The sequence below is a fragment of the Pseudomonas emilianonis genome, from assembly GCF_023072625.1.
Lineage (GTDB): Bacteria > Pseudomonadota > Gammaproteobacteria > Pseudomonadales > Pseudomonadaceae > Aquipseudomonas > Aquipseudomonas paraveronii.
This window is the reverse complement of sequence record NZ_JAKNRV010000149.1, coordinates 1-12,216: the sequence shown is the minus strand read 5'-3', so window position 1 is coordinate 12,216 and position 12,216 is coordinate 1. Positions and strand designations below refer to the sequence as shown.

The 12,216-nt window shown below is 61.2% G+C and carries 11 protein-coding genes; 9 read left to right on the top strand and 2 right to left on the bottom strand.

From position 1 onward, the window contains the following. Window positions 1-73 precede the first annotated feature (73 nt). Both L9Z73_RS16070 and L9Z73_RS16065 read right to left on the bottom strand, forming a co-directional pair. Window positions 74-988 carry a site-specific integrase gene (locus tag L9Z73_RS16070; RefSeq protein ID WP_247402754.1) on the bottom strand — a complete coding sequence of 305 codons (915 nt, stop codon included), beginning with the start codon at window positions 986-988 and terminating at the stop codon, window positions 74-76. Between the two features lie 108 nt (window positions 989-1,096). Beyond that, on the bottom strand, window positions 1,097-1,909 hold the full coding sequence (locus tag L9Z73_RS16065; RefSeq protein ID WP_247402750.1) for a M949_RS01915 family surface polysaccharide biosynthesis protein: 813 nt from the start codon (window positions 1,907-1,909) through the stop codon (window positions 1,097-1,099). Window positions 1,910-2,421: 512 nt separating this feature from the next. On the opposite strand from L9Z73_RS16065, the gene arnC reads away from it, so the two are divergent. The 9 genes from arnC to L9Z73_RS16020 all read left to right on the top strand — a co-directional run. Next, a complete protein-coding gene (gene arnC, locus L9Z73_RS16060) occupies window positions 2,422-3,459 on the top strand; it encodes an undecaprenyl-phosphate 4-deoxy-4-formamido-L-arabinose transferase (protein WP_247402749.1) in 1,038 nt (345 codons plus the stop codon). Beyond that, window positions 3,456-5,447 carry a bifunctional UDP-4-amino-4-deoxy-L-arabinose formyltransferase/UDP-glucuronic acid oxidase ArnA gene (gene arnA / locus L9Z73_RS16055; RefSeq protein WP_247402747.1) on the top strand — a complete coding sequence of 664 codons (1,992 nt, stop codon included), beginning with the start codon at window positions 3,456-3,458 and terminating at the stop codon, window positions 5,445-5,447. Before arnC ends, arnA begins: the two co-directional genes overlap by 4 nt. Continuing rightward, a complete protein-coding gene (gene arnD / locus L9Z73_RS16050) occupies window positions 5,447-6,331 on the top strand; it encodes a 4-deoxy-4-formamido-L-arabinose-phosphoundecaprenol deformylase (protein WP_247402745.1) in 885 nt (294 codons plus the stop codon). The genes arnA and arnD overlap by 1 nt, the downstream gene beginning before the upstream one ends. After that, window positions 6,328-7,983 carry a lipid IV(A) 4-amino-4-deoxy-L-arabinosyltransferase gene (gene arnT / locus L9Z73_RS16045; protein ID WP_247402744.1) on the top strand — a complete coding sequence of 552 codons (1,656 nt, stop codon included), beginning with the start codon at window positions 6,328-6,330 and terminating at the stop codon, window positions 7,981-7,983. Before arnD ends, arnT begins: the two co-directional genes overlap by 4 nt. Then, on the top strand, window positions 7,980-8,327 hold the full coding sequence (gene arnE / locus L9Z73_RS16040) for a 4-amino-4-deoxy-L-arabinose-phosphoundecaprenol flippase subunit ArnE (RefSeq protein WP_247402742.1): 348 nt from the start codon (window positions 7,980-7,982) through the stop codon (window positions 8,325-8,327). The genes arnT and arnE overlap by 4 nt, the downstream gene beginning before the upstream one ends. Next, complete coding sequence (gene arnF / locus L9Z73_RS16035) at window positions 8,324-8,737, top strand: 4-amino-4-deoxy-L-arabinose-phosphoundecaprenol flippase subunit ArnF (protein ID WP_247402740.1); 414 nt, start codon at window positions 8,324-8,326, stop codon at window positions 8,735-8,737. Before arnE ends, arnF begins: the two co-directional genes overlap by 4 nt. Further along, entirely contained in the window at window positions 8,734-10,113 is a 1,380-nt protein-coding gene (locus tag L9Z73_RS16030) for a UDP-glucose dehydrogenase family protein (protein WP_247402738.1), read from the top strand. The genes arnF and L9Z73_RS16030 overlap by 4 nt, the downstream gene beginning before the upstream one ends. A 30-nt stretch (window positions 10,114-10,143) precedes the next feature. After that, the gene (locus tag L9Z73_RS16025) at window positions 10,144-11,742 is read left to right on the top strand and encodes an ArnT family glycosyltransferase (RefSeq protein ID WP_247402756.1); all 1,599 of its coding nucleotides are present in this window, start codon (window positions 10,144-10,146) and stop codon (window positions 11,740-11,742) included. 187 nt (window positions 11,743-11,929) lie between these two features. After that, on the top strand, window positions 11,930-12,216 hold a 287-nt coding region (locus tag L9Z73_RS16020), incomplete at its 3' end, for an HPP family protein (protein WP_247402735.1).

Sequence of the window (12,216 nt, the reverse complement as noted above, 5' to 3'; positions counted from 1 at the left end):
GCTGCCCGGTGCCCCGCCCTCCTCCTGAGCCGAGCCTGACGCGGACCGCGCGTTTTTCGCCGGTCGCCGCCGGCTAAAGATCAAACCGCTCCACCGCTCGCCGCCGCTCATTGTCGTCACGCACGTCGTAGTTCGCGGTGGTCTGGATGTTGGTGTGGTGCGCCAGTTTCTGCGCGATGGACAGGTCATGTTCCTCAATCACCCGCGTGATGAAGGAGCGCCGGAAATCATGCGGCATGATCTTCACTCCCACCTGCTGACCGCGCTGGCGGGCGATGTAGTAAATCGCATGCTTGGTGATGCGTTCGCGGGTGATATGGCTGCCCCTGCGGATGCGGTTGAACAGGAAGGAATCGTCCTGCTCGCCTTCCTTGAGTTGTTCGCGCCGGAATTCGAGCCAGGCCTGCAATTTGGCGAAGGCCCAGCCCGGCGCGTATTTGATCAGTTCCTTGTTGCCCTTGCCAATCACACGCAGGCTGCGCTCGTCAAAATTGATCTGTGCGAGGTCGAGGTTGACCGACTCCGACTTACGCATGCCCGAGCCATACAAAATACCGATCACTGCAGCATCGCGCAGGCCCTGGGGCCGCGGGTCGGCAGCGCAGACGTCCATCATTTCGCGGATCAGCGTGCGACGCAGGTTGCGCCCCTGGCTCAGGCGCGTGCCGGGCGCGGCCTTGACCGTGCGCATTTTTAGCAGGTGTTCCTGGCTGATCAGGCTCATGCGCCAGGCTTCGTTCATCACCCCGCGCACGGCGTTTACATACAGCGACGAGGTATTGGGCGCGTAGCCGTCCTCGCGCAAGGCCGCAACCAGCGCGATCACCTGTTCGGGTTGCAGCAGGTGCCAGTCGATGTCTTCAAGGTTGATGTCCTCGAAGCCGAGGCGGTCGGCGGCGTCCTGCAGCACGTAGCGCATGGTCAGTTGGCTGGAGGGCGCCAGGCGGGTGAGGTAGAGGGTCAGCGGGTTGCGGATTAACTCAGTCAAGGTAGATCGGCCTTTGGATTAAATACCTCGAGCAAGCCTTTGTTTATTCGAGGTATTTATTGAATTGGCGAGGGCTGAGTCTAACGCACCATCGGCCCTGGTACCCAATCACGGGGCGGTTTCTTCATCCCCGCTCGATTCCTGGGGCGGGGTCTGCGCCTGGCTCCATTCAGCATCCTGTTTCTGCATCAGCGCGAACCAGTGCTGACGCATGAATGTCAGATAGGCCTGCGGTGCCTTGGCAAAATCCTTCTCGTCGCTGTAGCAACCCGGCAAAGGCAATTCAGTGCCCTGTTCCTTGTACTGGCTGACCAGCGCCTGTTGCCCGGAGACGCTGCAATCCTTGGGCAATGGCATGCCACGCAGTGCCCCGGCTTCTTCGTCCCACCAAGCGGCGCCGACCCGGTCGACGCCACGCAGGCGGTACTTCTGCGACTTGCCGACATGCATGATCAGCTTGAATTCATTGGGGCTGACATCACTGGTACAGCTGCGCGTGTAACCGACGGTGGCCTGGGTGATGCCGTCGCCGGAAAGGTCGGTGACCTTGGTCGCCGCCATGTCAAAGCGCAGCGCGGCATCGAATTCGCAGCGCTGCACGTCGTCGTAGAGCATCCATATGCGTTTGGGGCGGTCACCGTCGATCAAGTACTGGGCCGCGTAGACAAGCGCCGACTGGGTGCCGTCATCCTCGCGTTGGTTGATTTGCTCGGCCAGCACCAGCAGGTTCTTGCCCTGGCGGTCGTCCCAGGTATAGGCGGCGACCTGCTTGCCTTGCACTTCAACCCCCTCTGGCACTTGAGCGAGCGTGGTCAGCGCCACACCCTCATCAGCGCATACGGTGGTGACGCAGGCTGCGTTCATCAACAATCCCATCAACACGGGCCGCCATTGGCCGCCTAAACGCTGCACGCTATTCATCCGAGTACCCTGGCAAGAGATGGCTTACTTTACCGGCACTTGAGGGGCAATGCAGAGAAGATTCTTCAATAAACACAAGCGGCAGAGCGTGCCGTGACGCGCAGCGCCGATCCACGGCCACCCAGTTGCGCCCAGCGCCATGCAAAACGTTCCTATTCCACTAAATAAACAACGCCTTCAGAGCCTTAGTTGTTTAGCTGAACCCTAGCTGTCTACCTGTCAAATAAACGAGTTTTTCATCTGGCTTTCATATTCGTTAAACATTTTTACGCTTAATCTTGGTCGCAGGACTTGAGAACGAACCGCGCTGTGCCGACTAACTTATTGATTCCGCTTTATCTTTGTGAATTATGGTCTTTACTCCCTGATACACATGGAAGACTTCAATAGCCCATCAGGATGGTCGGATGAACACCCCAATTCCACTCCAGGTTTAACCAAACACCTGCCTTTTCGGCCAGTGATTGTTGTCTTTACGCTTCAAGTTGCTCAAACCCCGAGGTCATGAATCTTTGAAACCCTACCCTATTCATTGTGTGTCGATCGTTATCCCGGTCTACAACGAACAAGAAAGCCTGCCTGAATTGCTGCGCCGCACGACGGCAGCCTGCAAGCAACTGGCCTACGAATACGAAATCATCCTGGTGGATGACGGTAGCCGCGACAAATCCGCCCAATTGCTCGAAGACGCTGCCGCCGAAGACGGCAGCAACGTGGTCGCGGTGATCCTCAACCGCAACTACGGTCAGCATGCGGCGATCATGGCCGGTTTCGAGCAGTGTCGGGGCGACGTGGTGATTACGCTCGATGCCGACCTGCAGAACCCGCCGGAAGAAATCCCGCGCCTGGTAGAACAAGCCGCCCTGGGCTACGACGTGGTTGCCACCGTGCGCAACAACCGCCAGGACTCGGCCTTTCGCCGCTGGCCGTCGCGCCTGATCAACCTGGCCGTGCAGCGCTCGACCGGCGTCGCCATGACTGACTACGGCTGCATGCTGCGCGCGTACCGCCGCACCATCGTCGACGCCATGCTCGCCTGCCGCGAACGCAGCACGTTTATCCCGATCCTGGCCAACGGCTTTGCCCGTCACACCACGGAAATTCTCGTACACCATGCCGAGCGCGAACACGGCGAATCCAAATACAGCGCCATGCGCCTGATCAGCCTGATGTTCGACCTGCTGACCTGCATGACCACCACCCCGCTGCGCCTGCTGTCCATCGTCGGCTTCAGCCTGGCGGGCCTGGGCGTTTTGTTCGCCTTTGCGCTGATCGTCCTGCGCCTGGCCTTTGGCGCCCAATGGGCCGGCGATGGCATGTTCGTGCTGTTCGCAGTGCTGTTCGTGTTCACCGGCGGCCAGTTCATCGGCATGGGCCTCTTGGGTGAGTACCTGGGCCGCATGTACAGCGATGTGCGCGCCCGCCCACGGTTCTTTATTGAAAAAGTGCTGCGCAACCAACCGGCAGCACCGGCACCTGTGGTCGTCCTTGACGGCCTGGCGTCCTCCCATACCACCACTACTTCCCCTTCCGATCAGGTTTCGTCATGAATTCAAAAGCCGTTGTCTTCGCTTACCACGATATTGGCTGTGCTGGCATTGAAGCCCTGCTGAATGCCGGTTACGACATTGCTGCCGTGTTCACCCATGCCGATGACCCCAAGGAAAACAATTTCTACGGTTCCGTCGCGCAACTGTGCGCCCGCAAAGGCATCCCGGTGCATGCACCGGAGGACGCCAACCACCCGCTGTGGATCGAGCGCATAGCCAAGCTCAACCCGGACTTCATCTTCTCTTTCTACTACCGCAACCTGCTGAGCGAACCCCTGCTGGCCACCGCCCGCAAAGGCGCATTCAACCTGCATGGCTCGCTGCTGCCGAAATACCGTGGCCGCGCACCCGCCAACTGGGTCCTGGTCAAAGGCGAAACCGAAACCGGCGTGACCCTGCACCGTATGGTCAAGCGTGCCGATGCCGGCGCGATCCTGGCCCAGCAGAAAGTCGTGATCGAGCGCTCCGACACCGGCCTGACCCTGCACGCCAAACTGCGTGACGCCGCCAGCAGCCTGCTGCGCGATGCCTTGCCGCAATTGGCCGCAGGCAAACTGACCGAAACCGCCCAGGACGAAAGCCAGGCCACTTATTTCGGCCGCCGCACCCCAGCGGATGGCAAGTTGGAGTGGCAAAAACCGGCTGAAGAGCTGTTCAACCTGGTGCGCGCCGTGACCCAACCGTACCCGGGCGCTTTCTGCGCCGTGGGCGAGCACAAGCTGATCGTGTGGCAAGCCGAAGTGGTCCAGGGCAACGAAGGCCTGGCGCCTGGCCGTGTGATCAGCGTCAACCCGCTGCGTATCGCGTGCGCTGAAGACTCGCTGGTGATCAAGTTCGGTCAGCGCAACGACAACGGCCTGTACCTGGCCGGTCCGTCCCTGGCCAACGAATTGGGCCTGGTGGACGGTTCGGTCCTGCGCGGCGCCGAGTCTGGCCGCAAGCCACGTCGCACCCGCGTACTGATCCTGGGCGTGAACGGCTTTATCGGTAATCACCTGTCCGAGCGCCTGCTGCGTGACGACCGTTACGAAGTCTACGGCCTGGACATCGGCTCCGACGCCATCGAGCGCCTGCGCAGCCACCCGAACTTCCATTACGTGGAAGGCGATATCAGCATCCACACCGAGTGGATCGAGTACCACATCAAGAAATGCGACGTGGTCCTGCCGCTGGTGGCCATCGCCACGCCGATCGAATACACCCGTAACCCGCTGCGTGTGTTCGAGCTGGACTTCGAAGAGAACCTCAAGCTGGTTCGCTACTGCGTCAAGTACAACAAGCGCGTGATCTTCCCATCGACGTCCGAAGTCTATGGCATGTGCCAGGACCAGTACTTCGATGAAGACACCTCCAACCTGGTGGTCGGCCCAGTCAACAAGCAACGCTGGATCTACTCGGTCTCCAAGCAACTGCTGGACCGCGTGATCTGGGCCTACGGTGCCAAGGGCCTGAAGTTCACTCTGTTCCGTCCATTCAACTGGATGGGCCCACGCCTGGACCGCCTGGACTCGGCCCGTATCGGCAGCTCCCGTGCGATCACCCAGTTGATCCTGAACCTGGTGGAAGGTACGCCGATCCGCCTGTTCGACGGTGGCGAGCAGAAACGCTGCTTCACCGACATTGCCGACGGCATCGAAGCCCTGGCGCGCATCATTGATAACGACAACGACGTGTGCAACGGCCAGATCATCAACATCGGTAACCCGGAAAACGAAGCGAGCATCCGCCAGTTGGGCGAAGAACTGCTGCGTCAGTTCGAAGCTCACCCACTGCGCAGCAACTTCCCGCCGTTCGCCGGTTTCCGCGACGTCGAAAGCAAGGCGTTCTACGGCACCGGTTACCAGGACGTGGCCCACCGCAAACCAAGCATCGAAAACGCCAAGCGCCTGCTGAACTGGGAGCCAACCGTAGAGATGAGCGAAACCATCGGCAATACGCTCGACTTCTTCTTGCGTGAAGCCATGCTCGAAATCGCGGACAAGCGCTGATGCAGGCAGGTCTTCGCATCGACGTCGACACTTACCGTGGCACTCGCGAAGGCGTGCCACGGTTGCTCGAATCCCTGGATGAAGCCGGGGTGAAAGCGACGTTTTTCTTCAGTGTCGGGCCGGACAATATGGGGCGCCACTTGTGGCGCCTGATCCGCCCGCAATTTCTGTGGAAGATGCTGCGTTCCAACGCTGCCGGCCTGTATGGCTGGGATATCTTGCTGGCCGGCACCGCCTGGCCGGGCAAGCCGATCGGTCGTGACCTGGGGCACTTGATGCGCCAGGCCAAGGCCGCCGGGCATGAAGTCGGCCTGCACGCCTGGGATCACCATGGCTGGCAGGCCAATGCCGGGCGCTGGAGCGACGCACAGTTAGTCGAGCAGATTCGACGCGGCGTGGACACCTTGAGCGACATCCTCGGTGAACGTATCGACTGTTCAGCGGCCGCCGGTTGGCGCGCCGATGAACGCGTGTTGCAAGCCAAGCAAGGCTTCAACTTTCGCTACAACAGCGATTGCCGGGGCACCAGCCTGTTTCGTCCGACCCTGGCCGATGGCAGCGCAGGCACCCCACAGATTCCGGTAGACCTGCCGACCTTCGACGAAGTCGTCGGGCCGGTGGTGGCTGCCAAAGATTTCAACGGGTTCATCCTCGACCGCTTCGCACAGTCGAAGCTGAACGTGTACACGATCCATGCAGAAGTAGAAGGGATTCTGATGGCCAATGATTTTCGCCAGTTGCTAGCCCAGGCAGGGCAGCGCGGCATCGATTTCAAACCGCTGGGCGACTTACTGCCGGCGGACGTCGCCACCCTGCCCCAGCAACAACTGGTGCGCGGCGCCCTGAGCGGCCGTGAAGGTTGGCTCGGAGTGCAGCAGGCATGATCCGCCGTTGGGCGCTGCCCCTGCTGCTGCTGGCATTCGGCGTATTCTATCTGTTGCCCCTGGCCACCCATGGCCTGTGGATTCCGGATGAAACCCGCTATGCACAGATCAGCCAGGAAATGCTGCTGACCGGCAAGTGGGCTTCGCCGCACTTCATGGGCATTCGCTATTTCGAAAAACCGGCTGCCGGTTACTGGATGATCGCGCTGGGCCAGGCGATCTTCGGGCAAAACCTGTTCGGCGTGCGGTTTGTGTCAGCCTTGAGTACTGGGCTCAGCGTGCTGCTGGTGTACCTGGTGTCGCGCCGGTTGTGGAATGACCCGCACAAGAGCCTGGTCAGCACGCTGCTGTACATGAGCTTTGTCAGCGTCGCGGCGCTGGGCGGTTATGCCAACCTGGACCCGCAGTTCACCTTCTGGGTCAACCTGACTGGCGTGGCGCTGTGGTTTTGCTTCGACAGCAGCACGCGCAGCGCTCGCGTCGGGTCCTGGGCGTTGCTCGGGGTTGCCTGTGCCATGGGCTTCATGACCAAAGGCTTCCTCGCGTGGCTGCTGCCGGTGCTGATCGCCCTGCCCTACGCGATCTGGCAGAAGCGCCTGCGCGACCTGCTGGGTTATGGCCTGATTGCCGTCGCCGTGGCGATTGCCATCAGCTTGCCCTGGGCACTTGCGGTGCATAGCCAGGAGCCGGATTACTGGAACTTCTTCTTCTGGCACGAGCATATCCAGCGCTTTGCCGGCGAAGATGCACAACACGCCGAGCCACTCTGGTACTACCTGCCGCTGCTGGTCGCATTCACCCTGCCGTGGGTGGCGCTGTTGCCGTCCACCGTCAAGCAGGCGTGGCAGCACAAGCGCACGCCAAACATCGCCTTCCTGCTGCTGTGGCTGCTGATGCCCCTGGCATTGTTCAGCCTGGCCAAGGGCAAGCTGCCGTCCTACATCATGCCGTGCCTGCTGCCGCTGGCGTTGCTCATGGGTAACGCGTTGAGCGACAAACTGGCCCAGGCCCAAGGCCGCGCATTGCGCATCAACGGCTGGCTGAACCTGACCCTCGGTGTTGTGGCTTTGCTCGCGCTGACGTGGTTCCAACTGAAAAAACCGCTGTACGAGCACGGCCAGGAAACGCTCGGCCTGGTGCTCGTGTTCGCCTGCCTGTTCGGCTGGATCATCGCCAACCTGCTGCAGGCTGCACGCCCATTGAAATTGTGGGCCGCGCCGGCGCTGGGCAGTTGGTTGCTGGTGGCGTTGGCCCCGGCCGCGCTGCCCCATTCGGTGGTGTACAACAAGACCCCGGATCAATTCATCATTGACCACCTGCCGGACCTGCAGCCGACGTCCGCCCTGCTCAGCAATGACCTGGGCGCGGCATCGGCCCTGGCATGGCGCCTGCAACGCGCTGACGTCACCCTCTATAACACCGCAGGCGAAGTGAAATACGGCCTCGCCTACCCGGACGCCGCCCAGCGTAAGGTCGACATGACCCAGGTCCAGCAATGGATGAGCCAAGCCCGCCAAAAAGGCGCGGTGGGTGTGGTGATGCGCGTCAAAGGTGACGACGAGATCGCCGAAGTGAACCTGCTGCCCCAGGACGGCAAGCGCTTTGAGCAAGGCAATCTGGTGATCCTGGTTTTCCCGCAGGTTGCGCCATGATCACCCTGTTCTTGTTGTTAGCCGCCTGCCTGCTCACCTGCATGGGCCAGGTCTCGCAGAAGTTTGCCGTGGAAAGCTGGCGCGACCAGCCTGACGGTTGGGCGCTGAAACTGCGCTCACCCTGGTTATGGGCAGCGCTTTTGTGCCTGGGTTGTGGCCTGCTGGTCTGGCTGCTGGTGCTGCAGCGCCTCGAAGTCGGGATTGCCTACCCGATGCTCAGCCTCAATTTCGTATTGGTCACGTTAATGGCGCGCTTCGTATTCAAGGAACACATCGACACTCGGCATTGGCTGGGCGTGGTGCTGGTGATTGCTGGCGTCGTGCTGCTGGGGCGCCAAGTATGAGCCGGGTGCGCGGGTTTGCCTTCGCCCTGGGCAGTGTCGGCCTGGTCAGCGCCGCCCAGTTGGGGATGCGCTGGAGCATGACGCGCCTACCCCTGCCTGACGAATGGCTCGGAGCGTTCAGCAGCAACGCCATCGATCTGGGCGCCCTCGGCGTGGTGAGCCTGGCGATCCTAGCCTATGCGCTGTCGATGCTGTGCTGGCTCTGTGCGCTCAAGGATTTGCCCCTGGGCCGCGCCTATTCGCTGCTCAGTATCAGCTACGCGCTGGTCTACCTGTTGGCCGCAAGCCTGCCGGTGTTCAACGAACATTTTTCGCTTTCAAAAACCCTGGGGGTGGCCTTGGTCATCCTCGGTGTACTGGTTATTAACTCTCGTCGTGCTAGCGCAGCAAGCCCCAGGAATGCCCCATGAAAATCAGTGTATTTGGTAGTGGTTACGTCGGTCTGGTACAGGCCACCGTATTAGCCGAAGTCGGTCACGATGTCATCTGCATGGACGTTGATCAAAACAAGGTCCGGCTGCTGCAGCAGGGCCATGTGAGCATTTTCGAGCCAGGGTTGGCGGCGATGGTCAAGGAGAACCTGGAAAGCGGACGGCTGAGCTTCACCTTTGATGAAAAGCTCGCCGTCGAACATGGCGAGGTGCTGTTTATCGCCGTGGGCACACCGTCGGATGAAGACGGTTCGGCCGACTTGAAATACGTACTGTCGGTAGGCGATGCGGTCGCCCGCCATCGCATCGAGCCGGTGATCCTGGTGGAAAAATCCACCGTACCCGTCGGCACCGGCGACACCTTGCGTGCCCATATCGAAAAGGCCCTGCATCTGGCCGGCCGGCACTTGGAGTTCGATATCGTCTCCAACCCGGAATTCCTCAAGGAAGGCTCGGCGGTTGCCGACTGCCGCCGCCCGGACCGCATCATCATCGGCTGCGAGCGTGAAGAAGTGCGTGAGGTCATGCGCGACCTGTACGCGCCCTTCAACCGCAACCACGATCGCATCATCTTTATGGACCTGCGCAGCGCCGAACTGACCAAGTACGCCGCCAACTGCATGCTGGCCACCAAAATCAGCTTTATCAACCAGATCGCCGAGCTGGCCGAACACCTGGGTGCGGACATCGAAGCGGTGCGCCTGGGGATCGGCGCCGATTCGCGCATCGGCTATCACTTCATCTACCCAGGCTGCGGCTATGGCGGCTCGTGCTTCCCCAAGGACATGCGCGCCCTGATCCACAGCGCCAAGCAGGCCCATTGCTCGAGCGACCTGCTCGAAGCCGTCGAAGCGATCAACCAGCGCCAGAAGAGCAAGCTGTATGAACGCATCAACGCCTTCTTCAAGGGCAACCTGCGCGGTAAGACCTTCGCCCTGTGGGGCCTGGCCTTCAAACCGAACACCGACGACATGCGCGATGCCCCGAGCCGCGTGCTGATGGAAGCGCTGTGGGCTGCCGGCGCCACTGTGCGCGCATTTGACCCGGAAGCCATGCAGGAAACCCAGCGGATTTACGGTGACGCCCCACGGCTGATGTTGATGGGTACTCCGGAATCCACCCTGAGCGGCGCCGATGCGTTGATCGTCTGCACCGAATGGCAGCAGTTCAAGGCACCGGACTTCGACCTGATCCACCAACGCCTGAACACCCCGGTGATCTTCGACGGTCGCAACCTGTATGACGGCGAGCGTCTGGCGCGCAAAGGCTTCCAGTATTTCCCGATGGGCCGGGGCGACTCCTGCCAGTTACCGATTCCCCAGCAACAGTGGGTGCCGCACGTTGTGGAAGCCTGACCGGTGAACAAAGATCAACTGCCCCAATTGATGAACGCAGCCATCCGGCGCCAGTCGTTGGGGCTGGCGCTGCTGGCGTTGCTGTTATTCATTGCCGGCAACTGGCACCAGGCAATCATCGGTTTCGACTCGCGCTTCGTGGTCTTTGCCCAGGAGATGTTGCGCCATGGGCCGAGCTTTTTCCCCACGACCTACGGGCAACCTTATGCCGATTACCTGGCGACCTCGACGCTGATGACGTGGCTGCTGTCCTTGCCCCTGGGCGAGGTCAACAGTTTTACGGCCTGGTTGCCGACGTCCCTCGCTTCGGCGCTGATCGTCATGCTGGTGTACCGCCTGACCGCGCCCTACTCCCAGCGCTGGGGCCTGCTGAGTGTTGCGCTGCTGTTGCTCAGCAGCACGTTTATCAGCGAAACCCGCGCCGTGTCCCTCGACCAAATGCTCGCCGCCGTGGCCCTGGCGGTGTTCTACCTGGGTTATGCGCATGATCACTTCGGCGCCGCCAAGCGCCTGCACTGGGTGTACCTGCTGTTGATCGTGGGCTTTGCGATTCGCGGGCCGATTGGGCTGGTGATCCCCACGGGCGTACTGTGCAGCTACTTCCTGCTCAACCGCCAATGGCGCCAGCTGTTCAGCTTCGGCCTGTTGGCCCTGGCACTGCTGGGGGCGTGCGTCGGCCTGCTGTTGCTGCTGGCCAAGCTCAGTGGCGGCGAAGCGTTCATGCAGGACGTGATCCGCATGCAGTTCCTCGGGCGTATGGATGGCAGCGAAGGCTCCAGCGGTGCGCTGTATTACTTCACCAGTTCCCTGGGCAATTACGCACTGGCTTACCCGCTGGCGCTGCTGGTGCTGCTGGTGATAGCGATTGGCGGGCGACGCGCACCTGATCCGGCGTTGCAGTTGGTGCTGTACTGCGCAGCGGCGGGCTTGTTGGTGATGCTCGGCTTGTCGATCCCCCAGGCAAAGAAAGCGCGCTATGTGCTGCCAATGTTGCCGATGGCGGCCATTATTGCGGCGTATCCGTTTCAAGTCGCCCACGGCCGGTTGTATGGCTGGCTGCGCGGTTTGATGCTGAGCCTGTGGACCGTGTTGCCCGCGCTGCTGATCGTCGGGCTATGGCTGGCGCGCCGGCGTTACCCGGAGCAGATGGCGCACATCGGCTGGGTGCTGGGTGTGCTGGGCGCGCTTCAAGTGCTGGCGCTGGTGGCGGTGTTCCAGGCACGCCTGCGCACGCTGGTACCGGCGCTGACCGCCGTGCTGGCGGTGTGGACGACGTATATTGTGGTGGTCGAGCCAGTGGAGCGCAGCCTCTATGACACTCGCACCTTCAGCCTGCAAGTCCAGGCGCAGGTCCGCCAGCAACCGGCGCCCATCGTGCTGCATGCGCTGGGTAAGGATGCCAAAGCCATCAAGTTCATGGTCAACCTCGATTACGACCGGGTGCCGGTGTTCACCCAGCAGCCCGCCGACCTGGCAACATTGCAAGGCCCGGCGTGGCTGGTCATGAGCCAAGATGACTTTGAAGGGTTGCAGGACCCGCGATTGCGCGCAATCACTCCGACGCTCACTGGCACGTTCGACAAGAATCCCTACGTGCTGCTGCGCTTGGACAAAACCATTCAACCTTGACCGCGCCGGCGGCGGCCGGCCAGTTGAGTCCACTATTTTTGTATTTAACCTGCATTAATATGCATTGGCGACCTTGCATCGCGGTCGGCACACTACGCGGGTTCCTCCCCCAAATGCAGGAACGTTCAAGGGCTTGTCCGGGAAACCAGACAAGCCTTTTTTTGCCCGCTGTTTATGGAAATTGTGAATGCTCGCTCGCTGGTTACCCGCCGCCATCAATACCCGCCCTGCCGAATGGAGCCGCGCCGCGATCGGCATGGCCCTGGGCACCCTGCTCAGCGTGTGGGTCTGCGCCCAAGTGTTTGGCATGGAGGTCGCCCTGCACCTGCTCGGCCCTCTGGGCGCGTCGGCAGTGTTGCTGTTTGCCGTTTCATCCGGCGCGCTGGCCCAGCCATGGTCGATCATTGGCAGCTACCTGTGTGCTGGCGTAGTCGCGCTGCTCGTCGCACGGGTCCTGGGGCGCACCTTGGGCAG

What these genes read in the sequence shown, in the direction of transcription:
- arnD (WP_247402745.1), top strand. Translation starts at nt 5,447, where the DNA reads ATGCAGGCAGGTCTTCGCATCGACGTCGACACTTACCGTGGCACTCGC.
- L9Z73_RS16030 (WP_247402738.1), top strand. Translation starts at nt 8,734, where the DNA reads ATGAAAATCAGTGTATTTGGTAGTGGTTACGTCGGTCTGGTACAGGCC.
- arnT (WP_247402744.1), top strand. Translation starts at nt 6,328, where the DNA reads ATGATCCGCCGTTGGGCGCTGCCCCTGCTGCTGCTGGCATTCGGCGTA.
- L9Z73_RS16065 (WP_247402750.1), bottom strand. Translation starts at nt 1,909, where the DNA reads ATGAATAGCGTGCAGCGTTTAGGCGGCCAATGGCGGCCCGTGTTGATG.
- arnF (WP_247402740.1), top strand. Translation starts at nt 8,324, where the DNA reads ATGAGCCGGGTGCGCGGGTTTGCCTTCGCCCTGGGCAGTGTCGGCCTG.
- arnA (WP_247402747.1), top strand. Translation starts at nt 3,456, where the DNA reads ATGAATTCAAAAGCCGTTGTCTTCGCTTACCACGATATTGGCTGTGCT.
- arnE (WP_247402742.1), top strand. Translation starts at nt 7,980, where the DNA reads ATGATCACCCTGTTCTTGTTGTTAGCCGCCTGCCTGCTCACCTGCATG.
- L9Z73_RS16025 (WP_247402756.1), top strand. Translation starts at nt 10,144, where the DNA reads ATGAACGCAGCCATCCGGCGCCAGTCGTTGGGGCTGGCGCTGCTGGCG.